25 protein-coding genes are annotated in these 26675 nt (G+C 33.6%); 19 read left to right on the top strand and 6 right to left on the bottom strand.

Annotated elements, in window-relative coordinates:
- Nucleotides 1–48: 48 nt before the first annotated feature.
- From BK054_RS12290 to BK054_RS12310, 5 genes are all read left to right on the top strand, one after another.
- Nucleotides 49–1074, top strand: coding sequence for a saccharopine dehydrogenase NADP-binding domain-containing protein (locus tag BK054_RS12290; RefSeq protein ID WP_071307318.1), 1026 nt, complete (start codon nucleotides 49–51; stop codon nucleotides 1072–1074).
- Entirely contained in the window at nucleotides 1074–1652 is a 579-nt protein-coding gene (locus BK054_RS12295; protein ID WP_071307319.1) for an NAD(P)H-dependent oxidoreductase, read from the top strand. The genes BK054_RS12290 and BK054_RS12295 overlap by 1 nt, the downstream gene beginning before the upstream one ends.
- Before the next feature lie 206 nt (nucleotides 1653–1858).
- Nucleotides 1859–2164, top strand: coding sequence for a thioredoxin family protein (locus BK054_RS12300; protein ID WP_058699528.1), 306 nt, complete (start codon nucleotides 1859–1861; stop codon nucleotides 2162–2164).
- A gap of 17 nt (nucleotides 2165–2181) precedes the next feature.
- Nucleotides 2182–2682: a DUF2938 domain-containing protein gene (locus tag BK054_RS12305; RefSeq protein ID WP_006259187.1), complete on the top strand. Its 501-nt coding sequence runs from the start codon at nucleotides 2182–2184 to the stop codon at nucleotides 2680–2682.
- Between the two features lie 15 nt (nucleotides 2683–2697).
- Entirely contained in the window at nucleotides 2698–3654 is a 957-nt protein-coding gene (locus BK054_RS12310; protein ID WP_071307320.1) for an AraC family transcriptional regulator, read from the top strand.
- Nucleotides 3655–3721: 67 nt separating this feature from the next.
- Here the strand turns inward: BK054_RS12310 and BK054_RS12315 are convergent, their stop codons facing one another.
- The 4 genes from BK054_RS12315 to BK054_RS12330 are packed head-to-tail and all read right to left on the bottom strand — an operon-like array spanning nucleotide 3722 to nucleotide 8388.
- Complete coding sequence (locus BK054_RS12315; protein WP_025125604.1) at nucleotides 3722–5296, bottom strand: DHA2 family efflux MFS transporter permease subunit; 1575 nt, start codon at nucleotides 5294–5296, stop codon at nucleotides 3722–3724.
- A gap of 3 nt (nucleotides 5297–5299) precedes the next feature.
- Nucleotides 5300–6445: an HlyD family secretion protein gene (locus BK054_RS12320; protein WP_025125603.1), complete on the bottom strand. Its 1146-nt coding sequence runs from the start codon at nucleotides 6443–6445 to the stop codon at nucleotides 5300–5302.
- Between the two features lies 1 nt (nucleotide 6446).
- Nucleotides 6447–7769 carry a TolC family protein gene (locus tag BK054_RS12325; RefSeq protein WP_071307321.1) on the bottom strand — a complete coding sequence of 441 codons (1323 nt, stop codon included), beginning with the start codon at nucleotides 7767–7769 and terminating at the stop codon, nucleotides 6447–6449.
- The gene (locus BK054_RS12330) at nucleotides 7756–8388 is read right to left on the bottom strand and encodes a TetR/AcrR family transcriptional regulator (RefSeq protein WP_006260994.1); all 633 of its coding nucleotides are present in this window, start codon (nucleotides 8386–8388) and stop codon (nucleotides 7756–7758) included. Before BK054_RS12330 ends, BK054_RS12325 begins: the two co-directional genes overlap by 14 nt.
- Before the next feature lie 429 nt (nucleotides 8389–8817).
- On the opposite strand from BK054_RS12330, the gene BK054_RS12335 reads away from it, so the two are divergent.
- Nucleotides 8818–9654, top strand: coding sequence for a methylated-DNA--[protein]-cysteine S-methyltransferase (locus BK054_RS12335; protein WP_071307322.1), 837 nt, complete (start codon nucleotides 8818–8820; stop codon nucleotides 9652–9654).
- A 979-nt stretch (nucleotides 9655–10633) separates the two neighbouring features.
- On the opposite strand, the gene BK054_RS12340 is transcribed toward BK054_RS12335, so the two are convergent.
- Entirely contained in the window at nucleotides 10634–10999 is a 366-nt protein-coding gene (locus BK054_RS12340) for a DoxX family protein (RefSeq protein ID WP_006259183.1), read from the bottom strand.
- Between the two features lie 165 nt (nucleotides 11000–11164).
- On the opposite strand from BK054_RS12340, the gene BK054_RS12345 reads away from it, so the two are divergent.
- Together BK054_RS12345 and BK054_RS12350 are read left to right on the top strand one after the other, a co-directional pair.
- Nucleotides 11165–11530 (top strand): winged helix-turn-helix transcriptional regulator, encoded by a 366-nt coding sequence (locus BK054_RS12345; protein ID WP_006259182.1) that lies wholly within the window; start codon nucleotides 11165–11167, stop codon nucleotides 11528–11530.
- Nucleotides 11531–11641: 111 nt separating this feature from the next.
- Nucleotides 11642–12154, top strand: a complete 513-nt coding sequence (locus BK054_RS12350) for a hypothetical protein (protein WP_071307323.1) — start codon at nucleotides 11642–11644, stop codon at nucleotides 12152–12154.
- 65 nt (nucleotides 12155–12219) lie between these two features.
- Here BK054_RS12350 and BK054_RS12355 read toward each other — a convergent pair whose 3' ends face one another.
- Nucleotides 12220–12717: a GNAT family N-acetyltransferase gene (locus BK054_RS12355; RefSeq protein ID WP_006259180.1), complete on the bottom strand. Its 498-nt coding sequence runs from the start codon at nucleotides 12715–12717 to the stop codon at nucleotides 12220–12222.
- A gap of 125 nt (nucleotides 12718–12842) precedes the next feature.
- Here BK054_RS12355 and BK054_RS12360 point away from each other — a divergent pair, with 125 nt between their 5' ends.
- From BK054_RS12360 to BK054_RS12410, 11 genes are all read left to right on the top strand, one after another.
- On the top strand, nucleotides 12843–13397 hold the full coding sequence (locus BK054_RS12360; RefSeq protein WP_071307324.1) for a hypothetical protein: 555 nt from the start codon (nucleotides 12843–12845) through the stop codon (nucleotides 13395–13397).
- A complete protein-coding gene (locus tag BK054_RS12365) occupies nucleotides 13394–14125 on the top strand; it encodes a hypothetical protein (protein ID WP_071307325.1) in 732 nt (243 codons plus the stop codon). The genes BK054_RS12360 and BK054_RS12365 overlap by 4 nt, the downstream gene beginning before the upstream one ends.
- A gap of 177 nt (nucleotides 14126–14302) precedes the next feature.
- A complete protein-coding gene (locus BK054_RS12370; RefSeq protein ID WP_006259178.1) occupies nucleotides 14303–14716 on the top strand; it encodes an HYC_CC_PP family protein in 414 nt (137 codons plus the stop codon).
- Between the two features lie 85 nt (nucleotides 14717–14801).
- Nucleotides 14802–16193 (top strand): TolC family protein, encoded by a 1392-nt coding sequence (locus BK054_RS12375; RefSeq protein WP_071307326.1) that lies wholly within the window; start codon nucleotides 14802–14804, stop codon nucleotides 16191–16193.
- A gap of 6 nt (nucleotides 16194–16199) precedes the next feature.
- Nucleotides 16200–19358 carry an efflux RND transporter permease subunit gene (locus BK054_RS12380; protein ID WP_071307327.1) on the top strand — a complete coding sequence of 1053 codons (3159 nt, stop codon included), beginning with the start codon at nucleotides 16200–16202 and terminating at the stop codon, nucleotides 19356–19358.
- 5 nt (nucleotides 19359–19363) lie between these two features.
- Nucleotides 19364–20455 carry an efflux RND transporter periplasmic adaptor subunit gene (locus BK054_RS12385; RefSeq protein WP_071307328.1) on the top strand — a complete coding sequence of 364 codons (1092 nt, stop codon included), beginning with the start codon at nucleotides 19364–19366 and terminating at the stop codon, nucleotides 20453–20455.
- A 14-nt stretch (nucleotides 20456–20469) separates the two neighbouring features.
- A complete protein-coding gene (locus tag BK054_RS12390) occupies nucleotides 20470–20940 on the top strand; it encodes a hypothetical protein (protein WP_006261003.1) in 471 nt (156 codons plus the stop codon).
- Between the two features lie 139 nt (nucleotides 20941–21079).
- Nucleotides 21080–21655, top strand: a complete 576-nt coding sequence (locus BK054_RS12395; protein WP_006259173.1) for an AraC family transcriptional regulator — start codon at nucleotides 21080–21082, stop codon at nucleotides 21653–21655.
- A 952-nt stretch (nucleotides 21656–22607) separates the two neighbouring features.
- Nucleotides 22608–23240 (top strand): helix-turn-helix domain-containing protein, encoded by a 633-nt coding sequence (locus tag BK054_RS12400; protein ID WP_006259172.1) that lies wholly within the window; start codon nucleotides 22608–22610, stop codon nucleotides 23238–23240.
- Between the two features lie 494 nt (nucleotides 23241–23734).
- Nucleotides 23735–25207 carry an aminoacyl-histidine dipeptidase gene (locus BK054_RS12405; RefSeq protein WP_006259171.1) on the top strand — a complete coding sequence of 491 codons (1473 nt, stop codon included), beginning with the start codon at nucleotides 23735–23737 and terminating at the stop codon, nucleotides 25205–25207.
- A gap of 149 nt (nucleotides 25208–25356) precedes the next feature.
- A complete protein-coding gene (locus BK054_RS12410) occupies nucleotides 25357–26541 on the top strand; it encodes an aspartyl protease family protein (protein ID WP_071307329.1) in 1185 nt (394 codons plus the stop codon).
- Nucleotides 26542–26675 lie beyond the last annotated feature (134 nt).

Consider the following 26675-nt stretch of genomic DNA (forward strand, 5'->3'; position numbering starts at 1 on the left):
ATTTAGACCTCTATAGGTTATTAGTTTTGTCTGTAAATCAAATTAATTATGCAGAACAATGTTTTAATCATAGGAGGTAAGGGGTTAGTAGGGGGTACTATAGCTCGTATCTTAAAAGAGCGAAACCCTCAATACAATATAATCTTAGGAACTAGAGCTCCTAAAGATCTACAAAAAGAAGTACAGATAGATGTCAATAGCCCATCTTCATTAGAAGTTATTCTATCTAGAAGTATCAATTTAATTATTTTATCTGTTAATGACCAGAAGGATCATGTACTTCGTTTTGCGATAGAGCATGGAATAGATTATTTGGATATCACTAAACCAACACCAGCTTTACATAAGGCATTACAGATTACTACAGACTATACTAAGTTTAATAGCCGTATTGTATTTGGCTCAGGTTGGATGGGAGGGATTGTTCCTGGATTAGTCAAATCTGCTGTACCTGCTACAGAAAAAATAGAGAGTGTACAGCTGATGGTGTATTACTCTATAAAAGATAAAGCAGGCGAAAGCTCTGCTCATTTTATGGCAGAACATGTAGCAACCCCTTTTGTTCTGTATCAAAAGAATCAACCTAAGGAAGTTTTACACTTCTTAGATAGTGAATCCTATTGTTTCTCTTTTGGGTTGAGAAATAGGCAAGTTTACAACTTTGATACTCCTGATCTGTATATTTTGAATCAAGTAGAGGCTGTACCTACCGTAAGTGTGAAGATGACTTACAACTTTAAGTTTGTAACTCGTGTATTAGGATGGATGCAACAGTTCGGTGTATTTAAAAGAATGTCTTTAAAGGCAAGGAGAAAGACATTTGGAGGTAGTGGAGCAGGAGATATCTCAGTATTCGAAATCATTATTAAAGGCTCTCAGCAAGTAAGGAGGATTTTATTAAAGAGTGATAGAGGACAGGCAGAATTGACTGCTTTATCAGCCGTATTACATACAGAGGTATTATTTAGTAATGAAGTTCTACCTGGACAGTATTTTGCACATCAACTTCACGAAGAAAAAGCACTTTTCACAGGCCTACAACAATATGACTCTATAACAGTAAAAGAGATATAATGAAGAGAATAATAGTTATAAATGGACATCCTAATAAGGATTCTTTAAATTTTGGGATAGTAGAAGCTTATGTAAAAGGGGCAAAGAACAGTGGAGCAGAAGTGAGAGAAATCACAGTAGCGAAGATAAACTTTAATGCGAACTTACAGTATGGTTATCAGAAACGCATGGAACTAGAACCAGATTTAGTAAAGGCGATAGATGATATTAAATGGGCTGATCATCTTGTGTGGGTACATCCTGTATGGTGGGGTGGACTTCCCGCTTTAGTAAAAGGATTTATCGATAGAATATTTCTACCAGGTATTATGTATCAGTACAGAGAGAATAGTATGTTATGGGACAAATTATTGAAAGGTAAAACAGCTCATATTATCACTACCTTAGATCAGCCAGGATGGTATTATCGCTTGATGTATGGAAGACCTAGTGTTAATCAATTAAAGAAGTCAACACTGCAGTTCTGTGGTGTATCTCCCGTAAAAGTGACTTATATTGGGATTGTTAGAAACTCTAAAGAAGAGCAGAGAGTGAAGTGGATTGCCAAGGCAGAGCAGCTAGGGAAACAATTGAAGTAAGAGTAATTTTGATTTTTGTTTTTATAGATAGTATAAGAACTATAAAGATGAGAAGAGATAAATCTGTACTTTGTCCTATTAAATCTCCTATAAGGGTAAGAATAAAGAATAAGAACGCTATTAGTTTTGTAATGTCAAAATAATAGCGTTTTTTTATTCTATATAAATATCAACGTTATTATTCAATTTTAAAAAAGACAACAAAAATGGAAGAGTTTATAGACTTTGACAATTTAAAACGTCCTGTTTTAGTTCAATTTTATGCTGACTGGTGTACTCCATGTAGAACACTATCAGGTATAATAGATCATATAGAGGAGGATATAGAAGCCAAAGTAGATTTGATAAGAGCAAATATAGATCAGTGTAAGGACTTAAAAGAAGAGTTCTTTGTTCGCTCTGTACCCACGATGATTTTATTAAATAAGCAGGGAGATATCTATTGGCGTCAGACAGGTGTTGTTGCTCCACAAGAGATTATGAAGCACGTGTGGCAAGTGGATAAAGAATAATTTAAAGAATTGAAATAATGAGTAACGTTGTATTATTAATTGAGTATGCTTTATTATTAGGCATAGGAGCTACTATATTTATGGATCTTTATGCGGTAGTTATTAAGAAACTGTTTAATATTCCATCATTGGACTATGCGATGGTGGGTAGATGGATAGGATCTTTTACGAAAGGAGTGTTTAGTCACCCTAATATTATGCAGGCTACGCCAGTGAAGAATGAGAGAGCATTAGGATGGATAGCACATTACCTCATTGGTATAAGTTTTGCTTTTGTACTATTGTTAATTTGTGGTGTAGAGTGGCTTTTAGTACCTACATTTTTACCTGCATTAGTGATAGGAGTGGCTACGACAGTGTTTCCATTCTTTATGATGCAACCAGCCTTTGGGTTTGGAATAGCAGCTTCCAAAACACCTAAACCAAATATAGTAAGGCTACGCAGTCTTCAAGCGCACACTATTTACGGGATAGGGTTATATGTAGCAGGATGGGTATTATCTCTAATTATTAGATAAAAAGTAAGGATATAAATGAGTCAAAGTAATAAAGATATAAAGGAAATAGAATCAATAAAAGATTTTAAGAATCATTTTTTGGTTTCTGAAGGAGGCACTTGTGGTGAGTGCAATAAACTGCGTTATAAAGAAGGGGCAGGTTATATGGAGGTCTTGTCTTTAGCTGATTTGAGGCAGCACAATGATTTGTTTTTAGGCAGTCGTACGCGCAAGCGATTTTATAGTATGGTGTTAGTCACTAAAGGTGCAGTTACCGAAGTCATAGGACATAAAGAATACCGATTAGGTGAGCAGATGATGTACTTTATTTCTGATAACCAATTACACCAAATAAAAGAATGGACGAATGACCTAGAAGGTTTTATGTGTCTATTTGATTCAGATTATTTTTTACTTTGTATCAAGCATCAAATCAAATTGAATAGCTTTCCTTTTTTTCAATTGGACAAAGCTCCTTATGTTGAGCTTACAGAACGTGAGGTAGAGATGATGAGTCATCTGTTTTGGAAGTTAAATCAAGAGCAATGTCAAAAAGAAACTTTTAATGATGATTTATTAGTGCGTATGTTCTTGAATATTATCTTAATAGAGGCAGAGCGAATATACAATCAACAGACTACATCAACTCCTTTTGTATTATCTAGAAAAGAGCAGTTAGTAGCAAAGTACCAACTATTGGTGACCCAAAATGCTATTGAGTTAAAGCAAGTAAATCAGTATGCAGAGTTGTTACATGTACATCCTCATTACCTTAATGATATAGTTAAAGAAATCACCAATCAGCCTGCTAGTTATTTTATTCATAAGTATCTTATAGAAGAAGCTAAATCAAGACTGATACAGACGAATGATACAGTTGCTCAGATAGCTATAGATTTAAATTTTACAGAGGAATCTTATTTTGGTCGTTTCTTTAAAAAGAAAACTGATTTAACTCCTCTTCAATATAGAAAGCAGCACAAACAGCATTAAAAACTTACCTATATAAAACCAAAATAGAGACCCTAAGGTCTCTATTTTTATACATAATTGATTCTTATTAATGTCCAGCACCAGCAATGATCTTACCAGCTCCTTTTTTTATCAATAAGAGTATAAAAGGAATACAAATAAGAAATAGTACCCCTAAGAACATAAATACATCCATATAGGTTAATACTGTTGCTTGTTTAGTCACTCCTAGGTCTAGTAGGGTGTATGCCTTCTGAAGTGCTTCATCTGTAGGGAATCCTTTCGCTATAAAGCTTTGTTGTAAGGCAGTTACACGATTCTGCACTTCTAGAGAAGCAGTATCTAAATGACTTACTAATCCTAGTCTGTGGTTTACAGACCATCTAGAGATAAAGGTTGTGATTAGTGCGATACCAAACGAACCTCCTAATTGACGCATCATCCCAGTAAAGGCTGCTCCTTCACCTATCTCTCTATTTCTTAAGTTAGAGAGTGATAGTGTTGTAATCGGTACGAATAGTAATCCTAACCCCACTCCACGTATAACTAATGGCCAGAAGAAATGTTCACTACCTGTATCTGGAGTAAGTATATTACGAGCCCAGAAACTGTATAAGAAGAATACTAAGAATCCTGCAGATACTAGATACTTAGGAGGAACTCCTCTTTGTAGCATTCTAGCGATAAATGGCATCATTAAAGCAGTCATTAGTGAACTCGGTACTAATAACATCCCTGCATCTGTCGCAGTCCATCCTAAAATCGACTGAGTATAGATGGGAATGATAAAAGTAGACCCGTATAACCCAAACCCTAAGATAAAGGATAGTACAGTACCAATGGCTAAATTAGAATCTTTCAGTACTCTTAAATTAACAATAGGCTTGTCACATGTAAGCTCTCTCCATACGAAGAAGAAGAACCCCAATACAGATGATATAGATAGAGTCAGAATAGTACTGTTCTCAAACCAGTCATCTTGTTGACCGTGTTCTAATACGTACTGTAAGGAACCTACTGCGATAGCAAGTAGTATAATCCCTAAGAAGTCTATCTCATTCAGTTTGCTCTTTTCAGCGTATTTAGGACTTCTAACATATAATATGGCCAATGTGGTGGCTATAATCCCTAAAGGCACATTGATATAAAAGATAAATGGCCAAGAGTAATTGTCTATAATGTACCCTCCTAATGGAGGTCCAAGTGTAGGCCCTACAATAACACCCATACCGTATATTGCTTGTGCAACACCTCTTTTTTCTACGGGATAACTCTCTGTGATAATGGTCTGTGAAGTTACTAATAAAGCACCTCCTCCTAGACCTTGTATAAAACGGAATAGTATAATCTCCCATAGGGTAGTAGAATACCCACATAAAAAAGAAGCTACAGTAAAGATGATAATGGAAGCAGCAAAGTAATTACGTCTTCCAAACTGTTGTGAGAGCCAGCTAGTCATCGGCACTACTATTACATTGGCAATAGCATAAGCCGTTACCACCCAGGCGATATCAGTAAGAGAAACACCGATACTCCCTTTCATATCATTCATGGCTACATTGACAATAGTCGTATCAACTATCTCTAACAGTGCACATAGAATGGCTGTGATGGTAATGATTATTCTGCGATAACCGTGTTCTACTAAGCTTTCTTCACTCATCGCTTATCGTCCACTTTTAATGTTTACATCGATATCTACATTCATACCTGCCTTTACATAGACTAACATTTCATCCTTCGGATTAGTGAAAGTAATCTTCACAGGGATACGTTGTACTGTTTTTACGAAGTTACCAGATGCATTATCAGGAGGTAGTAGAGCGAACTTAGCCCCAGTAGCTGGAGACATAGAGTTAATCACTCCTTCGAACTCATGCTTAGGGAATGCGTCTACTTTTATTTTGACAGGTTGTCCTTCACGCATATATTGCATTTGTGTCTCTTTAAAGTTTGCCACTACCCAGATATTGCCTTTTTGTACAGTATTGAATAGTCCTTGTCCAGGTTGTATTAATTGCCCTACTTGTAGGTTAATTTTAGATACTTGACCATCTTCTTTAGCTGTGATCACGGTGTAAGACAAGTATAACTCCGCATTGTCTAAGTTAGCTTTAGCTTGATCTACCATTGCTTTAGCAGCATCTATCTGAGAAGTAGAAGCTACAGCTTGAGATCTACTAATATTTACTTGTTGAGCTACAGCATTTGCTTGTTTTTCTACTGCTTTTAATTGTTCTTGTAGTACGACTACTTGTTTTTCAGCAGTCTCTTTAGCAGCTAGCGCTTGCTCATATTGTTGTTTAGTAATAGATTGACTTTCATAAAGTTTGTTGTATCTCTCATAGTCATTATTTGCTCTCCATAGCTGAGTTTTTGCAGCATCTATATTTGCCTTGGCAGTCGCTACATTAGCCACAGCAGTAGAAGCTCCAGCCTGAGAAGATATTACTGTAGATTCACTAGTATTATGCCCAGCTTCAGCTACTTTTAATTGGCTTAATGCCGCTTGATAGTTTGCTTTAGCTTGATCTACTTTGATTACATATTCTGTATCATCTAGTGTGATTAATACATCCCCTTTTTTGACCATTTGGTTATCTTGTACATGGATACTTTTGATGTACCCTGGTATTTTAGATACGATAGGAGAGATCTTTGTTTCTACTTGAGCATCATCAGTAGTCTCATGAGCCATAGAATGGATGTATTTATACACACCATATCCTCCTCCAAATAGTATTATAGCTCCTAACGCAATAATAAATTTCTTATTTAGAGGTTTTTTATATTCATTATTATTTGTTTCCATTTTAGTTTCCCGATTGTAAGTTGTCTAATAATTTTCCTGTTTTGTATGCATATTGATACAATGTCAATGTTTGATCAGCTTCTCCTAGCATATTGTCTATTTGAGCTTGTAACTGTTGTACATCAGCTTCTAATAGATGATCAGTGTCTGTCAGACCATTGTCATACTTATCTTTTACAATGCGGTAATTCTCATTAGCCTGAACAAGAGCTTTTGCTAAAACAGTGTTCTTTTTTAAAGCTAACTCATAAGCATTATATGCTTCTTCTATTTCTACTTTAGCCATATCTTCTACTAACAAGACTTGATATTCAGCTTCTGTTTTCTTTGCTTTAGCTTTATTGACTTCTGTTCTGTTTTTAAAGATAGAAGCTAAGTCAAATTTTAGACCGACTCCTACCATAGTAGCATTAGTGATATCAATTACTTTATCTAATTGAATAGCTGAGTATCCAGCTGTTAATCCGATAGAAGGGAAGTAATTACCTCTAGCTATTTTGATAGTCGTTTGAGCTATTTCGTCCATTTTTATCACACTCTGAACATCTTTACGTGTAGAGAGGTCATCTGTTTTAGTAGGTAAGATATCTACAGGATTAGCTTTCTCTGCAACGATTGTTTCATTAGACGGAAAATCTAGAAGAGTACTTAATCTTGTACTAATATTCTTCAAGGTGTTTTTCGTTTCTTCTAAAGATAACTCTACATTCGCTTCTTGCAATTGTGTTCTTAAATAGTCATTTCTAGCGATTAGACCATTGTTTAAGAATTGTTCAAAGTCAATTGTGCGTTGGTGTGCACGCTTTAGATTTTCAGTTAGCAGCGCTATAGACTGCTGCGTCTTATATAGTGCAAAGTATAAATTGATGGTTTGGTAAACTACATTCTCAGTAGTAGATTGCTCTGTTAGTTCAGCTAATGCGTAGTATTGTTTACTTTGGTTTACAGCGTTACTAATTTTAAAACCGCTAAATAGAGGAACATTAGCTTTGGCTTGTGCCATCATTAAATGCTGAGGTGTCACCTGTGGCATTTGGTTTTCTCCAGACGATGGAGGTAAAGGTACTTTTAGATTAACATCAGTACCATTAAAGAGGCGATTATAGGATCCTGAAACTTCTAGATCGGGGTAGCGCATATTTTGGGCGCTATGAATCTGAAGTTTAGTAGCCTCTGTACTTGCTTTTACTTTTTTTATCTCTTTGCCATTTTTTAAACTTAATGTAATGGCTTGCTCTAGGGTAATAGGTGTTTGAGTTGAAGTTTGAGCAAACGCTTGGCAAATAAATAATGAAGCAAGTAAGACGTAATTACTTTTGTTCATTGTAGATTAAAATTGATTGAAAGGATTGTATTAAATAAGGATATATATGCTGTTTGATGTGCAAACTATATTCTTCGTGATCGGGTATATTCCAATAGCTAGATAAAGTGCGTTCGTGGTGTATTAGGTAACTTAATATTCCCAATGAAAAGATAACGAATGTAACAGGGTCTGGTTTCGCTTTAAAAAGACCTTTTTCATACCCCTCTTCTATAAAACTATTGATAATATTTAATATTTCGCGCTGTAGGATGGTTATACCATCTGATATCTCAGGGATGTCCTCTTTTTTAGACAGTTGCCCCATTAAGATAATGTGGAAATCAGCGTTTTGTAACTGTACAGTCATCATATGCTCTACGAAAGCTAATAATTTCTGCATAGGGTCTAAGTGAGTATCTGTGGTAAGAAGAGCTAGTTTTTCTCTTGTTCGAGTTAATCGTATTTCGAATAATGCAATAACCATTGCTTGCTTAGAACCAAAGTAATAGTTGATCATAGCAACATTAATACCAGCAGCTTTAGAAATATCTCGTATACTCGTTCCATCTATACCTTTTTGAGAGAATAGCTCCTCTGCTACGATTAATATTTCTTTCTGTTTATCACTTAATGCCATGAGTTGTATTTTTTCAGAATGTAAAATTAAACAAACGTTTAATTGGTAATTACATTTTTCTTAATTATTTTGTGTTAAAATAATTTTAATGTAATTATTTAAGTAATTGATTAGTTTTAATTCATTTTATAACTTTTTGATTTACTGTAAATTAGAAGTTTAAGGTATAATTTCTAATTAAGAATTAGAAATTAAGAATCATTGCCTACGGCATTCGGTATGCACATCACGCAATCGCTGTGTAATCTATATCCATAATACACATCACTTCATGCCTGAAAAGGCACACATTCCTAATTCCTAATTGAAAATTCCTAATTAATAATTCCCATAAGGGCACATTCCTATTTTTAAAAGAATAGCAAGAAATGGATTGTGAGAAAAAAGCAGAATCTATTTCTTTGTATACTTGTATTAAAGAAGTTAGTCATGGAAGTAAGTAAACAATATGAAAAGGCAAGACAAGCTATAGCGTATATCGTAGCTAACCATTACGCACAACCTAATTTATCAGAGATAGCAACAGCAGTTGGGTTAAGCGAATATCATTTTCAAAGATTATTTACAGAATGGGTAGGAAGTAGTCCTAAGCAGTTTTTGAGATATATAACCTTAAACTATGCTAAGTATGTTATAAAAGAACGTTTAGAACAGACCTTGTTTGACGTTGCAGATGAGGTAGGGTTGAGCAGTAGTAGTCGTTTACATGATATGTTTGTTTCTATAGAAGGCATGACTCCTAATGAGTATGCTAATAAAGGGGCGTCTTTAGAGATTACCTATAGTTATTGGGATACCCTGTTTGGACAGGTGGTAGTTGCTTCTACACCTAAAGGGATTTGTCATATCGCTTTTACTTCTGAGCATAGTGATGGATTAGAGCGTATTCATGCAGATTTTTCTAATGCTGTATTAGTAGAAGAAAGGAAGGGTATACATCAGGCTGTGATCGATATATTAAACAGAGAAGGAGATCTGACACAAGTCAAATTACACCTTAAAGGAACTCCTTTTCAGCTTAAGGTATGGGAAGCCTTATTACAAATTCCTGAAGGACAATTAACAACTTATGGGGGTCTAGCAGACAGATTAAATAATGCAGGTGCAAGTAGAGCTGTAGGCACCGCTATTGGTCGGAATCCTGTAGCAGTATTAATACCTTGTCACCGCGTGATACAGCAGACAGGTTTGTTAGGGGGATATATGTGGGGAGCAGAGAAGAAACAGCTAATTGTGGGTTGGGAATTAAGTAAAACACATGAATAAAATACATTAGCAGTAAAAAATATATTGTATAGAAGAGTATCCACTGTGGATGCTCTTTTTGCTTAATGGTAGTTCCATATTAAACCCAGATTAAGCATTAGCCAAATACTGCAAAGCAATTTTACTTCATATCTCTTTCATTTCTTCTAAAACCATACTACATGCCTTACTACAGCTGGCTCTTCGTATAAAATAGTCCACAGGACTATTTTATACTCAGCCCTTTCTTAAATTCAGAGCTATTTTGTATAATTACTTTTCGTTTATATGTCAATCGCTTAATCTGGGTTAAAACTGATAGAATAATTTATTTTTTGAAAAATAACCCCAAAAAAGTAGATTGTTTTTTTGATTTTGTCTCTTGTTTTTCTCTAAAAAAATCAAAATAGACCTCTTTTTACTCTCTTTTTTTAGCTATTTGCCCTCTTTTTTAGCCTTTTACTCCTACTAAGTGAATTTTTAGAATCATTTTTTTTAATTTAAAAATGATGTAATGTGTTGATACATAGTTGTTTGTTTGGGTTTTGATAAGAATTGAAGTTATTCTGGATTGCTTGTAATCCCAGTAAATAAGGGGCTTCATAGCAGATCCTTGGACAATTATAGGAGTATAGTAGGACAATACTTGGGTATAGCGGGCTTTTGTCCAAGGATAGTCCTTTTATTGATCTAGTATTCTTTTAGGATGTGACTTGAAGGATAAATCTAGAATTTGTGGTAGTCAAATACTGCAATGCAATTCTATCTTATGGTTCCTTCATTAGTTCTAAAACCATACTAACGTAGGCTTATATCTTTAATTCAGACCTATTTTGTATAATACCTTTTCGTTTATATTCTTATCGGATAGTTTGGGTTAAAATGCGCATATAGGATAGTGAGGGAGAGGAATAATCATAGAGGTTCTAAGCGATATGTATATAAATGTATTGAGGCGAAACTGTGTAAGCTCGCCTCAATGTATTAGGGTTAGGTTTGATTAACGTTGATTTAGGGTTAATGAACTCCAGTATGACAGGGCTAATAGCACACCTGCTATGAATATAAAACCTAGTGATGTGATAGGCTCTCCCATCCCTAAGTGTGCGATAGCGGCAGAGATAATATTAATGGTAAACCCTGCGTAAGCAAAACCTCTTATCGTAGAAGATAAGAAAGGGAGTAATATCACTATAGCTCCTAAAGCCTTAGCTATAGCGAGTTCTACTCTGAAATAATCAGGAAAACCTAGGTAAACAAAGGCCTCTTTCATCTCTTCTGTTGCTACATAGTTATAGGCACTAAATAACATAAATAAAGAGAATAGACTTGTAGATACCCAGAATGTAATTTTAGAATTCTTCATTTTTAAGTGTTTTTATGGCCTATCTAAATAGATAGGTTCTTTTGTGGGTGCAAACATAACTGACTTTAAGGTGGTCTTCTCTATTAGTTTCCTTTTGGGAAGTGGTTTCCTTTTGCACACTACTGTATAATAAAGTAATTTTAGGGTGAATTAAAAATAGAGCAGATGAAGAAAAAACCAGTGTTGAATAATACAGAACAATGTCAGGTAAGGATAGTAGCTATTAAAGATACGATGAGCTTATTATCTGGTAAATGGAAGGTATATATTATCGGAACATTATTACATGGAGGTAAAATGAGGTTTATGGATCTAATGCGAGAAGTAGAAGGGATAGGCACAAAAATGTTGTCAAAAGAATTACATGATTTAGAAGCAAATCATTTGATAAAAAGAACAGTGTTAAATACCAAGCCTATTTCTGTAGAATATGAATTGACAGAGTATGGAAAAACACTAGAAAGAGTGATCGAGGAGATTATGATTTGGGGACAGAAGTACCGCCAAACGGTCTTTAATGAGGGGAAATAGACTGAATATTTATTTTATACTCCTTGTATTTTGTATCTAAAAAGAGCGTAAATTTAATAAGTAATCGTACAGATAGATAAAGCATTGTATCAATACTTATAAAGATAGGATATGACATCACAAGAGGGTAAATCGACCATAAGACAGGCTGTGATTAAAGGCAAAACAGAATACTGTCATCTCATCTTAGAACCCAAACCTAAGATTGTGTTTACTATAGATGGAAAAATAAGTTCTCATCAGACTACTATTTTAGGCAAGGAGAATGGCTTTTTTTCATGGATGCAGTTTGTAGTGATTATCATGTTTATACTTAGTCTATTGACTTATTATTATGTGGGCTTTTATTATGCGCTGATTCCAAGTATTATTACAGCTTATTTGTTGTATGTTATTTATAGTAGTTGGGATATGACTACTGTTCATGTTATAGATAAGCAGGATGTTATAGAAGTTAATTTGGTCAAAAGATCCTATCTCTCTGCTACAGGTTTTGATATCCGTTTTAAAGATAGTAAGGGCAACAGAAAAGTGAGAAGATTTTTATTAGCTAATCAAGGAGCTGGTAAAGAGGAGTTTTATGAGAAGGCAAAGGAATTGTTTAGAAACAATGGATATATGTAATAATATAGGGAGATTCAAAAAAGACATCTCCCTATTCAGTTTATAAGCTAAGTATTATATGATCATTATTTCCACCAATGGTAGTAGTTGTGTCCTCCATCGTATACGAACCCGCATCTAGGGTATAATACATTCCCTATGTCATTTGTCTTTTCTGTTTCTAGCATTAGTCCACATGCATTGGTTTCTTCACACCATTGTTTTGAACGGTCGATGATTGCTACAGATAATCCTATCCCTCTGTAGTCTGGATGTACGAATAAGTCACTTAATAACCACTGTTTTTCTAATTTGATGTAATGGAATAATTCATAAAGTTGAACGAATCCAACTGCTTGCCCATCTACATACGCTAAGAAGATATGAGACTGGTCATTAGACAGCCGATCAAGTAAGAACTGTTTTCCTTTTTCATAATTTGATTCTTGTCTGTAGAATACTCTATACATATCGAATAGCATAGAGGCATCTTCTAGGTGTTCTAAAGTCGCTTTTACTAAAGTCGCAGTTGTGTTTTTTAGAGTTACTTGTTGTCTTGTTACCCCAGTGTTCGTTGTAGTCATAAATACTTATTGGTTTAAAATTTCGAGGCAAATGTCTCGTAAAAAAGGAAGGAGATTATAGACCAGTTTTAAAATAGTTTAGTAGTCCTGTAGATATTTTATTGTTTGTATATTTGAAATAAAAAATGGATGAAAAGGTTCTTTTTGATGTAATAAATCAATTAATATCTGAACGAGTAAATATTTTTCAATTGAAAGAGAAATTAAGAAATATAGTAAGAAACCGAACAAATGAAAATTCAGATCAAGTTGAGATTAGTTGGAGATTAGTATGGGGTTATTTAGTAAGATATGGTTTTATAGAGACAGATGTAAATAATAGAAGTGTACTAACAGTAGAGTGGGATAGATTAGTTAATGTAGGAAGTATAGAACTATATTTTGATATTTTAACTAAAGAAAAGGAAGATATTATTCAAGAACGAAAGCAAGGAAATAAAATACAAGAAGAGACCTTATTTGAGTCAAAAAGAAATAATAGAAGATCACAATGGCTTTCAGGAGCTTCATTGTTTATTGCAATAATTACATTTACTTATTCTTTTGTAAATAAGGATTCTAAAGAGATAGATGAGTTAAAAAGAAGAATACTTCATATAGAACAAGAAAATAAGATATTAGAGGAGAAAATTATTAAAAATAATCACGATTTAATGTTATTTATTAATACAAAATTATGAATGATAAGTACCTAGATTTAATTTATAGAGAGAATGAATTTGTTAATTCAAAAGGAAAGAAATTTGAGTATTTTCACTTGGTTAAGGCAATCACAAAATTGGATAATGTAGGTATAGTGAAATCAATAGAGGAACCTGATTTTATTTTAAGACAAAATGATAAGAATTTTGGGATAGAGATAGTTACTTTGGTTGATCCACAAAAAGCAAAAAGGAGTGGGTTTATTCAAAATGTACTTAATTTGATATGTAGAGATATTTCTAATGATTATTTACAAAAATATGTATTGAGCGTTTATTTCTTTGACGACATTAAAATAGTTAAAAAAAATATGTTTGAAGAGTGTAAGCAAGTAATTAAACATTATCTTGAATATAGTATTTTAAAAGAGAACAATTATATTAAAAAGATTGTTAATGGAGGTAGAAATAGTATAATGAATTTATGTTTTAATCCCGGAGGTTATATGTCCCTCGAGTTAACAGAAGATATTCTTAATAGTTTTGTTTATAAAAAGAATTGTAAAATAGACCAATACAAAGAAAATTTAAAAGGCAATGAATGTTGGTTGTTGTTAGTGGCAAATAAAAAAGAATACTATTATGATTTATTCGATGATTTACCTCCTAACTTAACTATTAAATATGATTTTGATAAGGTACTTTTACTACATGATTTTAATAATGACTTGTTTGAATGGAATAATGATAAATGGCATCTAATATAAGATATTGACAATACAGATTCCTAATTAGGAAATTAAGATAGATAGAATGTAATAATAATTAACTACTATAGTTTAAGAATGTTTTCGAAAAGTATAAAATCCAAAAATTATACAACAAGTACTCGGAATGGTATAACAAATGAGAATCTCTAGTGTAGTACTTTTGGCGTAGAGATTATGAAAAAACTATTCGTCATATTATTCGCATTTTTGTACACTGGCTTGGCTTCAGGCTTTAGTACATATCAGCACATCTGCCAAGGATTAGTGCAAGAGGCGAGTATACCTAAATCTCAAGCAAATGAAAAGAACTGTGGTTTCTGTGCTTTAACAGGGAGAACCGTAGAAGAACCAAAGAAGAACTGCTGCCAAGATAAAGTAGAGGTAGTTAAAGTAAAATCAGAGGTTCAGAATAGTTCATTTAAAGTTTTAAAAATTTCTTTCTTTACAGATGCGATATTGCACCGTTATTTCGGAGCAGTATACGAGTATGTTCATACAGTAAGAGATAATTTCACTACTTATACTTATTATTTATACAGAGTCAAAGAAGTACCTCTGTACATTAAGAATTGCGTCTATAGACTTTGATTCATACGATATCATTGAGCTTATCTATTCTTGTAGTAGGAATAGATACATCAACAATATTGTATAATTAAACGCATACTTTTACATGAAAATTAATAGGATAGCACTGTTTGTCCTATTGGGTGTGGCATCTACGTCTTATGGACAAAAACTTACATTAGATGCTGCGTTAAAACAGGCTATAGAACGATATGACCTTATCAAGGTTAAAGAAGCAAAACTTGCTGCTTCTCAAGAAAACACAATTAATCAAAAAGGGAATTACTTCCCAGATTTAACATTCGGTGCCCAACAAAGTTATGGGACGATAAATGCACAGAACGGACCTCTATATGCTTATGGAGGACTAGGGTCTGCAGCTACCTCTATGCCTTTAGCAGAGCAAAATTGGAATGCTGCCTTTGGTTCATTGTATTTTGCTAATGTCAATTGGAATATCTTTTCTTTTGGAAAAACAAAGGAAGGAATCGGTATGGCAAAAACTCAACAAGAAGTAACTCTTAAGGACTTAGAACAAGAGATTTTCCAACAACAAATAAAAGTAAGTGCTACCTACTTAAATCTTTTGGCTTCTCAGCGTATAAAATATGTGCAACAAAAGAATTTAGAACGCGCGAGAGTATTTCATGAAGTTACAGCTGCAAAGGCAAAGAGTGGCTTGTTACCTCAAGTAGATGAGCGATTAGCTATGGCTGAGGTCGCAAATGCAGAGGCATTACATATTAAAGCGTATGACAAGGAAATAGAGTTTAATAAGCACTTAGCTGTGTTATTAGATGAAGAGACTAAAGCGTATGCATTAGATGAGGTATTTGTAAATGCTAAACCAGAAGTATTAGACGAGACTTTAGTCAATAGAGATCAGCATCCTATACTATTATGGCAAGAGAGCAAAATAGCACAAAGCGAATCTATGGAACGCCTAGTAACCAAAGGTAGTCTGCCTAGTTTAAATGCTTTTGGGGTGTTGCAAGGTAGAGGATCAGGTTTTAACTGGAATTATGTACAAGACAATAGTGCTTACTCTTCATCTTATGGTGATGGAGTGGGTATTGATAGAAGTAATTATTTAGTAGGGCTTCAATTGACATGGAATATATCTAACTTTTTTAGAACGACTTATAAGCGTAAACAACAAGAGTATATCACAAAGAGCTATGAACATGAATTCGCTCAAATGGACAAAGATTTGGCTAACCAAGTTACTTTGACCAAAGAGAAGTATGTCAATGCTCAGGCTGTGTGGACACAGTCAAAAATACAGTTAGAGGCGGCTGATGTAGCCTTTAAACAGCAAAAAGCTTTATACGATAATGGATTGAGCAACTTAGTTGATTTCACTCAAGCGCTGTATACTTTACAACGTGCAGAGATTGATTATGAAATAGCTCAAAACAATGTATGGCAATCTTTATTGCTACAGGCTTCTGCATTCGGTGATATTCAATATTTGTTAAACGCTATTCCCCTAAAATAAGATAGTATGAATTTAATTCGATTTGCCTTGCGCAAGCCAATATCTATTATGGTATTGGTAATAGGACTATTATTCTTTGGAGTAAAGTCATCTAAAGAGATTCCAGTAGATATTCTTCCAGAGATGAACTTACCAGTGGTTTATATCGCCCATTCTTTTAATGGGTATACTCCACAACAAATGGAAGGTTACTTCACGAAGATGTATGTAAATATGATGCTTTTTGCCAATGGGATAAAAAGTATTGATACTAAAAATACACAAGGGTTGACCTTGATGAAAATAGAGTTTTATGAAGGGACAGATATGGGAGAGGCGATCGCGTCTATTTCAGCACTGTCTAATCGTTCGGTAATTTTCTTACCGCCAGGAGCTCCACCACCATTCATTATTCGCTTTGATGCTTCTTCTCAACCAGTAGGACAATTAGTGTTCCGCTCAGAGACGAAGACAAATAATGAGCTTCAAGATATCGCCAACTTTGCTGCGCGTCCTTTCTTAATTAAGATTCCTGGATTGACTACAGCTCCACCATTTGGAGGGTCACCACGTACGATAGAGATCAATATAGATCCAAATAAACTTCGTACGCATCATATGAGCCCAGAGCAAGTGGTAGAGGCAATTAGTAGACAAAACGTAACAATGCCTTCAGGGAACGTATATGTAGGAGATAAGAACTATCTGACACCGACTAATAACACTTTAAAAACGGTAGAGGAGTTTGGAGATATTCCTTTGTTTAAAGGGCAGGTAGATAATGTGTACTTACGCGATGTGGCTACTGTAAAAGATGGTGCTGATATTACGACTGGTTATGCATTAGTAGACGGTAAACGTTCTGTGTATATCAATATTGCTAAATCTGGTAAGGCTTCTACTTATGATGTGGTAGAACAATTGAAAAAATCTATTCCTCATATACAGAATAACTTACCTGATGATGTAAAGATTTCGTACGAGTTTGACCAATCTGTGAATGTTATTAATGCGGTAAAGAGTTTAATCGTAGAGGGAGTATTAGGAGCCTTATTGACAGGACTTATGGTGATGTTATTCTTAAGAGATCCTAGAGGAGCTTTGATTGTAATTATGACTATTCCGATTGCGATTATTTCAGCAGTATTGTTCTTAAAGATGTTTGGTCAAACGATCAATATTATGACACTATCAGGATTAGCCTTAGCGATAGGTATTTTGGTAGATGAGAGTACGGTGACGATAGAGAATATACACCAGCACTTTGCCCTCGGTAAGAATAAGGTACAAGCTATCTGGGATGCGTGTAAGGAGATAGCTTTCCCTAAGTTATTAATTTTGTTTAGCATCTTGGCAGTATTCGCACCAGCCTTTATGATGACAGGTATCCCTGGAGCACTATTTATGCCTCTAGCGATGGCAATTGGTTTTGCGATGACGGTTTCATTCTTACTGTCTCAAACGTTTGTACCAATTATGGCTAACTGGCTGATGAAATACAATCCTGAGAAACACACTATTCCAGAAGAAGCTAAAGGCTTCGATAAGTTTAAGAATAGAGTAGTGGCAGGGATTGAGAAAGTGATGCCTATGAAGAAGATAATCGTTATAGGTTCTATTCTAGCTGCTTTCTTAGCTGTAGCAGTGATGTACCAAAATATAGGTAAGGATGTATTGCCAACTGTAAATTCAAGTCAAGTGCAAATGCGTATTACTGCTCCTGAAGGGACACGTATAGAGCATACTGAAATGAAAGTGAAGAAGGTACTGGGTGAATTAGAAGATTTATTTGGTAAAGAGAAGATTGCGATTTCATCAGCGTTTGTGGGACAACACCCTTCATCTTTTGCAGTAAGTCCGATCTATTTATATAATGCAGGGCCACATGAAGCGTCTATGCAAGTAGCTTTTAAAGATTTTGATGGTAATACAGATGAATTAAAAGACCAGATACGAGGACGTATTGCAGAGAAGCTACCAGAGTTAAAATTGACTTTTGAGCCAATCGAATTGACTGAAAAGATCTTAAGTCAAGGAACTAATACACCTATTGAGATTCGCGTATCAGGTATGATGCGTAAGATGAATATGATGACTGCTAATAAATTGTTGGCAAAGTTGAAAGAAATCGACTATATGCGTGATCAGAAAATGCCTATCTCGATGAATTATCCATCTTATGAAATTAATATAGATCGTGTACGCGCTGCTCAATTAGGATTAGATGCAATGGATATTGCAAAATCATTAGTGGCGACAACAGCTTCTTCTCGTTATACCAATAGAAATATGTGGGTAGGAGGTATGATGGGAATTGCTTATGACGTACAAGTACAGATGCCACAAAATCAACTGGGAAGTAAGGAAGAATTAGAGAATATCCCACTGAGTAAAAATTCAGACAGACCAGTGCTAAGCGATGTAGCTACTGTAACAGAGTCAAAGGCATTAGCTGAGAGTTATAATGAAGGGACGATGGGATATGTATCTGTAGTAGCTAATGTACACAAAACAGATTTGAATAAAGCAAAAGAAGATGTACAACAAGCTATCGCAGAATTAGGAGAATTACCAAAAGGAGTAAATGTGGAGTTAAAAGGAATGGCTCCTGTATTAGATGATACCATGCAGAGTTTAGCTAACGGTTTATTGATTGCTATTGTGGTTATATTCTTAATGCTAACAGCCAACTTCCAGTCGTTTAAAGTTTCGTTTGTGATCCTGACTACAGTACCGTTCGTAATGCTTGGATCACTGTTATTATTAAAAGCAACAGGCTCTACAGTTAACTTACAGTCTTATATGGGAATCATTATGTCAGTCGGAGTATCCATAGCCAATGCAGTATTATTAATTAATAATGCGGAGACGTTGAGAAAAACAGGCTGGACATCTACTGCAGCTGCTATAGAAGCAACGAAGTTACGTATCAGACCGATTGCGATGACTACGATAGCGATGATTGCGGGGATGTTACCAATGGCGATAGGGCATGGAGAAGGAAGTGAGCAAGTAGCTCCTTTAGGAAGAGCAGTAATTGGAGGGCTATTAGCATCGACAGTGTCTGTATTGATTATTTTACCAATGGTATTTGCTTGGGTAATGAATAAAGTAACGAGAGATTCTCCATCATTAGACCCAGAAGACGAAGAAAGTATCCACTATTTACCTATAGATAATAAATAAGAAAGATGAAAAGAATATATATAGCATTAGTTAGTCTAGTAGTATTAACTGCATGTGCAGATAAAAAAACTCCTGAAGTAAAAGAAGTGAAAGATGAAAAAGGAGGGATGAATATGGCAATGAATAAGATGGAGACTATCGGCATAGAGCCAACCAATCCTATTGTTCCATTACAATTACCAGGAGAGTTAAGAGCTGATCAACGTACAGAATTGTTTGCTAAAGTGAATAGTTATGTAACTGATTTACGTGTAGATATAGGTGATCACGTAAAGAAAGGACAAGTGCTAATGATATTAGATGCGCCTGAGATTCAGGCGCAAGTATCAAGTGCGCAGGCTAAATGGAAAGCACAAGAGGCAATCTATATCTCAACTAAAGCTACTTATGATAGAACGATAAAAGCGAATGAGACTGAGGGAGCTATTGCACCTGATTATTTGGAGCAAGTGACTGCTAAAATGTTAGCAGATAAAGCACAATTAGCTTCTTCAAAGTCTTCATATGAAGAAATGAAGAATATAGATCAGTACCTAGTGATTAGAGCGCCTTTTGATGGAGTGATTACAGATAGACAGGTAGATAAAGGGGCTTATGTAGGGCCGATGAGTAAAATGCCTTTACTAATCGTAGAGGACACTTCTACACTACGTTTAAACCTATCTATCTCAGAAGCAAATACGCCTTATGTACAAGAGGGAGATACAGTGAAGTTTAAAGTGCGTACACTTCCCCAAAAAGAATTTACAGGTGTAGTCACTAGAAAGGCGGGTAGCCTAGATTTAAAGTTGCGTTCAGAGCAGATTCAAGCAGATATTAATAATAAAGAACAGTTGTTAAAGCCTAATATGATAGCAGATGCTACTGTAAGCTTAAAAAGTACAGAGCCAACATTCTTTATACCTAAGTCAGCTTTAGTAGAGAGTAATCTTGGGTTATATGTGATTGAAGTTAGAAATGGTACAGCGTATCATATTAAGGTAGCTAAAGGACGTGCTATGCCTATGATGGTTGAGGTTTTTGGTGAGTTAAGACCAGGTATGAAGATCTTAAAAATGGGTACAGAAGAAATAATGAATGAACAAAAATTAATGTAATAAAAATGATGATTATGAGAACATTTGCAATTAGAAGTTTAGCAGTAGTAGGAGTTAGTTTACTTACTATCGCTTGTGGAGAAACGAAAAAAGAGCCAGTAGCAACAGCTCCAACACATGAAAACCATGCTAATCACGATATGCATTCTATGCATAAAGAAAGTGAGCCAGTAGCAGCTAGAGGACAGTACAAAAGAGGAGATGCTGTACCGAGTGACCTAGTATGTATGGTAAATGATGCTTATATGGGGAATAAACAGTTAGAAGTAGAGCATGAAGGAAAAATGTACTATGGATGTTGTGAAATGTGTAAAACAAGAATCCCTCAAGATGCAACTGTGCGTGCTGCTATAGATCCGTATTCTTTAAAATCAGTAGATAAAGCAGAAGCATATATCGTGATAGTAGGGAATAATGGTGAGGTAGCTTATTTTGAGAATGAAGAGAATTACCAAAAATTTGTTGCAGAACACAAACAGAGTTAATAAAAAAAAATCAGGAGTACTGATGTAGTCAGTACTCCTTTTTAAAAACAAAGATTGTATTGAGTTACTATACTATATGATGAAAGTTTAAAACGAGATATAATCAGTCTATTGTTTATTAGGATAAAAAAAATGAGATATGGAGTATTCGGTAGTTTTACATATTAAGAATATGGTTTGTCACCGTTGTGTTTTAATGATAGAACAAGAATTAAAAAAAATAGGTGTATTAGAAGCTAAAGTTGAATTGGGCAAAGTATCACTTTTATATAATTTAAGTGAACATACTTTTAAGGTGTTTAAGGAGAGATTATATATACTTGGTTTCGAATTATTAGTAGAAAAGCAAGATATATTGATAGAAAGTATTAAACAGCTAATAATAGACTTAGTACAAACAGATAGCCGTTTATCTACTAACCTATCATATTTGATATCAGATAATTTAGCAATAGACTATAGTTATGCAAGTAAGTTGTTTTCAGAGCGAGAATCAGTTACAATAGAGAAGTTTTATATCCATCAGCGCATTGAACGTGTGAAGGAGTATATTTCGTATGGTGAAATGACACTATTAGAAATAGCTAGTAAAATGTATTATAATGATTTAAGTCATTTGAGTAAACAGTTTAAAAGTGTGGTGGGAGTGTCTCCATCCCAATATAAGAAAGAACAGAAATTTAATAGAAATTATATTGATAAGATAATTACTTAGTTTGATGCGCTATGCAGGTGAGAGTGCATAGTATTTTTTATTTGTACTTGTAAAAGAGGACGTCGGGAGATGCTCCTCTTTTTTTGTGATATTTTATAATGATTAAAGTGACTTTATTTACTATTTGACTGTTTTAGACATGAATCTTTCAATGTATTAGTTTTATGATGTTGAAAAAAGAATAAGAAATTAGCAATATGTGATTTAATCACTAAATGTGACAGAGTCTTGTAGGAGAAAAATCTAATATTATGATAATCACTATATGTGATGAAATAAGAAGTGTAACTTGTTTATATGTGTTTTATGCGATAAGTGTTTTTTGTTTTTATATGTTGAATATTAGTTAAATATTGATATAAAAGTAGTTATAATTCTTTTATTTATTGATTTTAGTGAATAATAATATGTGTGTTTGATGTATTGTTGAATATTATATGTTTGTGTTGAGTTGTTTAAATAAAAAAATAACCATCCTACAGAAGTTGAAATTACGATTTAGATATGTATAACTTACCATTGATAATATGAAAAACAAGTGTGTTGTTTCTTTTGTATCAATGGAGTAGTCGTCAATCTAATTGACTTAATAAACTGGAAAAGTTGTTTTAACTAATTGTTTTCTAGAAAATAGTTACAGCGAAATATTCATTTGAACTATACGTTATTTATTCTTTTTTTGTGATTTAATAAATAGGTTTAGATCACTTGATTTTAAATACTTTGAATAGTGAATGTTTGAATATTTACATTAATATAGAATTATTTAATATTTTTTATTTTTATATAATGTGTTGTTTATAAGTGTTTTAATTTTGTTTTTGTTGGTTTGGTATTCTTTTTTTAAACAATTTTTTTTCTGTTTTTAAATATTGGCAAGATAATTGTTTTATTGTCGATATATGCGAATAAAGCAGTAGTTAGTAAAGTGAAATAATAAATTGTGAAAAGTATGAAAAGTAGTGAAAGCGTAATTAAAAAGTTGAAACAGTTGTTAGGAATAAAAACCGATCTAGAATTAGCAAATATTTTAGAAGTAAAACCTAATACAGTATCATCATGGAAGTCGAGAGAGACTTTGCAGTATGAAAAAATCATGAATTTGTGTAAAGAACACAAAATTGATTTGAATGAGTTATTCTTTTCAAATACACATAAAGTTTTTAATACAGATTTACAAAAAAGAAAAGTGAAAATGATATCGGTAGATCATCATTTCGAGTATTTTTTAAACCCAGAAAGAACATGGGCTACTTCACCTAGTTTTGTATTTCCTACAGAAGAAGAGGTAGATACAGCATTTCAGATTTCAGCAGATAATATGTATCCTACTGTAAAAGTATCGTCTTATGTCTTAACTAAGAAAATAGATGTAGAAGAAATAAAACCATGGGGTATTTATGTGGTGGTTATAGAAGGAAAAGGTGTACTGTGTTATCGATTTAAAAGATATACTGAAAATGGTGAGTTAGCATTTATATGTGATAATGAAACATATGAGAATATAGTAGTAAGACCTCAAGATATTAGAGAAGTATTTTGTGTAAGAGGGGCATTTCTAGGAAATATTAAGAATCTTTCATAATTTTTATATTTAGTTATAAAAGCGGGTTTTTGCATTTGTGAAAGCCCGTTTTTTTATGGTCTTTAAACATTGCTTTTAAGGATCGACTCTAGTTTAAAACAGGAATAAGTTAATCTTGATTTTTGAAAATAATGAACATGATGTTGTTCTTATTTGATGAAGAATTGAAATTGTTATACTTAGCAAGCTACAAAAAGGGAAACTAAGTGTTTAGGGGATATCGATTAAGGAAGAGGATAAATTGGGTTTAACCCAAATTACGCATTAGCCAAATACTACAAAGCAATTCTACTTCATAGTTCTTTCATTAGCTCTCAAACCATACTATAGTATGCTTTAATCACTAATTCAGACCTATTTTGTATAATTACTTTTCGTTTATATGTCTATTGCATAATTCGGGTTTAACCGAATTTTATTAGGGAATAACTGTTTATTTATTTAGAATGTCCTAAATTTGAAGCAATATTTTGAATAATTAAAGAGATTAAGATATGAGTCAAGAAGTTAGAGGTTTAGAACCTAAGAACTTATGGAACAAGTTCGCAGATCTAAATGCAGTGCCTCGTCCGTCTAAGAAGGAAGAGCGTGTGATTGAGTTCATGATGAACTTTGGTAAGTCTTTGGGGCTAGAAACTATAAAAGATGAGGTAGGTAATGTTATTATTAAAAAACCTGCTACTAAAGGATTGGAGAACAGAAAAGTGGTTGTAATGCAATCTCACTTAGATATGGTTCACCAAAAGAATAACGATACTGTATTTGACTTCGATACTCAAGGAATCGATATGTATGTAGAGGATGGATGGGTAAGAGCAAGAGGTACTACTTTAGGGGCTGATAATGGTTTAGGAGTAGCAGCTATTATGGCTATCTTAGAAAGCAATGAAATTCCACACCCTGCTATTGAGGCTTTATTTACAATAGACGAAGAAACTGGAATGACTGGTGCTAAAGGTCTTCAGGGAGGAATGTTAGAAGGAGAGATTCTTTTAAACTTAGATACAGAAGAGGATGACGAAATCGATATCGGATGTGCTGGTGGTGTAGATGTAACTGCATCTGCTGAGTATGATGAAGAAGATACACCTGAAGGATCTATCGGATACAGAATTACTGTAAAAGGATTAAACGGAGGACACTCTGGTATGGATATCCACAAAGGATTAGGAAACGCAAATAAAATCATGAATAGATTGTTATTTGATGCTTTTGATAACTTTGGATTACAGATATCTAAAATCAAAGGAGGAAGTTTAAGAAATGCTATTCCTAGAGAAAGTGTGGCAGAGGTAATTATCGCAAACACTTTTGATGAGGCATTCGTATTTGATATGACTTCTATTGTAGATGAAATTAAAGCAGAATTACATACTGTAGATCCTAACTTTGAAGTAGTATTTGAGAAATTAGAAGCCGCTGATACTCCTAAGAAAGTAATGCCTTCTATGGCGCAGTATTTCTTCGTAAGATCTATGTATACTGCTCATAATGGTGTATTCCGTATGAGTCCAGATTTCGATGACTTAGTAGAAGCTTCTAATAATATCGCTAAAGTAGATTTAGGAGAAGGTAAATTAGTAGTTAAGTGTTTAACTCGTTCTTCTGTAGAATCATCTAAATTTGATGTAGCAAATAGTCTTCGTTCTGCATTTGAATTAATGGGATGTGAAGTAGAATTCTCTGGATCTTACCCGGGATGGACACCTAATTCAGAGTCTGAAATATTAGACGTATTAGTAGATATCTATGAAAAACAAGTAGGTGAGAAGCCAAATGTAGTAGCATGTCACGCAGGATTAGAGTGTGGTATCTTAGGAACAAACTATCCTGATATGGATATGATTTCTTTTGGCCCAACTATTCGCGGAGCTCACTCTCCTGTAGAGCGCGCTAATATTGCTTCTGTACAAAAATTCTGGAAATTCTTATTAGAGATCTTAACTCAGATTCCTGAGAAAAAGTAATCCAATAGATTAAAATAATGAAAAGGGTGTCCTATATTAGGATGCCCTTTTTTTGTTACTATAATTTTTTTGATAATAAATTTTGTTTTCTGATATGTTTTTATTTTAGCGTTAAAATGTTTTATTTTTGCCTTTAAATTAACTTAATTATGTTTAGAAAAGGGTTGTTGTTATTATTGTTAAGTGTAAATTGTTTTTTTGCACAAAAAGTCAAATTGCCATTTGAATTGTCAAAAGATCACAGTACTATTTTTTTGAGGTTGCCAATGGAGAATCAAAAAGATAGTTTGCTCTTCTTCTTTGATACAGGAGCAGGAGCTCTACTTTTAGATACACAGAAGGCAAAAGAATTTGGTCTAAAAGCAGATTACAAAAGAGATATAACTGGTGCAGGAGGTAAAAAAACCTATGAGTCAATCAGGAATTACAAGGTTTATTTAGATAAAAATAATTATGTAGATAGTACTTCAGTAGTGTTAGAAGATATGTCTAGGTTGTATGCTATGACTGAAAAGAAGTTTGACGGTATTATAGGAGCTACTATTTTAAAAAACTATATAACAAAGCTAGACTTTAATACGCAAATGATGAGTCTATATAATTTTGGAACAAAGGTAGATTATAGTGGTTATGAGAAGATTCCTTTTAAATTCTATAATGGTGCTTTAATTCAATTTCCTATTACGATGACATTGAATAATAATGAGCAATTCTCAGGAGATATCTTGTTTGATAGTGGTGCTAGTACTACTTTGATAATAAATACACCTTATAAAGAAAAGCATGATTTGTTAAGTAAAACAGATAAAAAGATATCTTATTCTAGCGATAATTTAAGTAACAGTACAAGTTATGAAAAAGGATTAATTAAGAGTTTGAGGTTAGGTAGTTATGAGATTCAGAGTAGTGAATTATCAGTTTCGTTTTCTTCAGATACAGAAGGTGTAAGTGCTGTAAAAGGACTGATGGGAATTTTAGGAAGTGAGATTATACATCGTTTTGACTTGATATTAGATTACAGAGATCAGTTTGTATATATTAAACCTAATGATTTGTTTGAAAAGGTATTTCATCCTTTTGTAAAACCTTTGTCTCTAATGTATAATGATAAAAGAGATCAGATTTTAATCTCAAGTGTAATTCATAATACAGAAGCTGCGGTTAAAGGATTAGAAAAGGGGCAAAGGATTATATCTATCAATGGTATTAGTACTAATGATATAGATAAATATGAAAGGATACTGAAAGAAGAAAATAAAAAAGTCATCATAGAATATATGAATAAGGCAGGAGATATTAAGACTGTAGAAATTAATTTAGTAAGGTTATTATAGAAATCTATTCTGCCTTTCTTTTTAATAAGAAAACGTTCGGTATTACAAAGCGCTTTAAGGTTCATAATTTAATTATTATTTCTTAAATAAACAGTTATGTATAAAGACTAGAGTATCTAAAAAATATTAATGTT

The sequence above is a fragment of the Myroides sp. ZB35 genome (genome assembly GCF_001865835.1).
GTDB lineage: Bacteria > Bacteroidota > Bacteroidia > Flavobacteriales > Flavobacteriaceae > Flavobacterium > Flavobacterium odoratimimum.

What these genes read in the sequence shown, in the direction of transcription:
- BK054_RS12365 (WP_071307325.1), top strand. Translation starts at nt 13,394, where the DNA reads ATGAATGATAAGTACCTAGATTTAATTTATAGAGAGAATGAATTTGTT.
- BK054_RS12335 (WP_071307322.1), top strand. Translation starts at nt 8,818, where the DNA reads ATGGAAGTAAGTAAACAATATGAAAAGGCAAGACAAGCTATAGCGTAT.
- BK054_RS12345 (WP_006259182.1), top strand. Translation starts at nt 11,165, where the DNA reads ATGAAGAAAAAACCAGTGTTGAATAATACAGAACAATGTCAGGTAAGG.
- BK054_RS12340 (WP_006259183.1), bottom strand. Translation starts at nt 10,999, where the DNA reads ATGAAGAATTCTAAAATTACATTCTGGGTATCTACAAGTCTATTCTCT.
- BK054_RS12295 (WP_071307319.1), top strand. Translation starts at nt 1,074, where the DNA reads ATGAAGAGAATAATAGTTATAAATGGACATCCTAATAAGGATTCTTTA.
- BK054_RS12360 (WP_071307324.1), top strand. Translation starts at nt 12,843, where the DNA reads ATGGATGAAAAGGTTCTTTTTGATGTAATAAATCAATTAATATCTGAA.
- BK054_RS12330 (WP_006260994.1), bottom strand. Translation starts at nt 8,388, where the DNA reads ATGGCATTAAGTGATAAACAGAAAGAAATATTAATCGTAGCAGAGGAG.
- BK054_RS12410 (WP_071307329.1), top strand. Translation starts at nt 25,357, where the DNA reads ATGTTTAGAAAAGGGTTGTTGTTATTATTGTTAAGTGTAAATTGTTTT.
- BK054_RS12305 (WP_006259187.1), top strand. Translation starts at nt 2,182, where the DNA reads ATGAGTAACGTTGTATTATTAATTGAGTATGCTTTATTATTAGGCATA.
- BK054_RS12355 (WP_006259180.1), bottom strand. Translation starts at nt 12,717, where the DNA reads ATGACTACAACGAACACTGGGGTAACAAGACAACAAGTAACTCTAAAA.
- BK054_RS12385 (WP_071307328.1), top strand. Translation starts at nt 19,364, where the DNA reads ATGAAAAGAATATATATAGCATTAGTTAGTCTAGTAGTATTAACTGCA.
- BK054_RS12315 (WP_025125604.1), bottom strand. Translation starts at nt 5,296, where the DNA reads ATGAGTGAAGAAAGCTTAGTAGAACACGGTTATCGCAGAATAATCATT.
- BK054_RS12390 (WP_006261003.1), top strand. Translation starts at nt 20,470, where the DNA reads ATGAGAACATTTGCAATTAGAAGTTTAGCAGTAGTAGGAGTTAGTTTA.
- BK054_RS12350 (WP_071307323.1), top strand. Translation starts at nt 11,642, where the DNA reads ATGACATCACAAGAGGGTAAATCGACCATAAGACAGGCTGTGATTAAA.
- BK054_RS12375 (WP_071307326.1), top strand. Translation starts at nt 14,802, where the DNA reads ATGAAAATTAATAGGATAGCACTGTTTGTCCTATTGGGTGTGGCATCT.
- BK054_RS12395 (WP_006259173.1), top strand. Translation starts at nt 21,080, where the DNA reads ATGGAGTATTCGGTAGTTTTACATATTAAGAATATGGTTTGTCACCGT.
- BK054_RS12300 (WP_058699528.1), top strand. Translation starts at nt 1,859, where the DNA reads ATGGAAGAGTTTATAGACTTTGACAATTTAAAACGTCCTGTTTTAGTT.
- BK054_RS12290 (WP_071307318.1), top strand. Translation starts at nt 49, where the DNA reads ATGCAGAACAATGTTTTAATCATAGGAGGTAAGGGGTTAGTAGGGGGT.
- BK054_RS12325 (WP_071307321.1), bottom strand. Translation starts at nt 7,769, where the DNA reads ATGAACAAAAGTAATTACGTCTTACTTGCTTCATTATTTATTTGCCAA.
- BK054_RS12380 (WP_071307327.1), top strand. Translation starts at nt 16,200, where the DNA reads ATGAATTTAATTCGATTTGCCTTGCGCAAGCCAATATCTATTATGGTA.
- BK054_RS12400 (WP_006259172.1), top strand. Translation starts at nt 22,608, where the DNA reads ATGAAAAGTAGTGAAAGCGTAATTAAAAAGTTGAAACAGTTGTTAGGA.
- BK054_RS12320 (WP_025125603.1), bottom strand. Translation starts at nt 6,445, where the DNA reads ATGGAAACAAATAATAATGAATATAAAAAACCTCTAAATAAGAAATTT.
- BK054_RS12310 (WP_071307320.1), top strand. Translation starts at nt 2,698, where the DNA reads ATGAGTCAAAGTAATAAAGATATAAAGGAAATAGAATCAATAAAAGAT.
- BK054_RS12370 (WP_006259178.1), top strand. Translation starts at nt 14,303, where the DNA reads ATGAAAAAACTATTCGTCATATTATTCGCATTTTTGTACACTGGCTTG.
- BK054_RS12405 (WP_006259171.1), top strand. Translation starts at nt 23,735, where the DNA reads ATGAGTCAAGAAGTTAGAGGTTTAGAACCTAAGAACTTATGGAACAAG.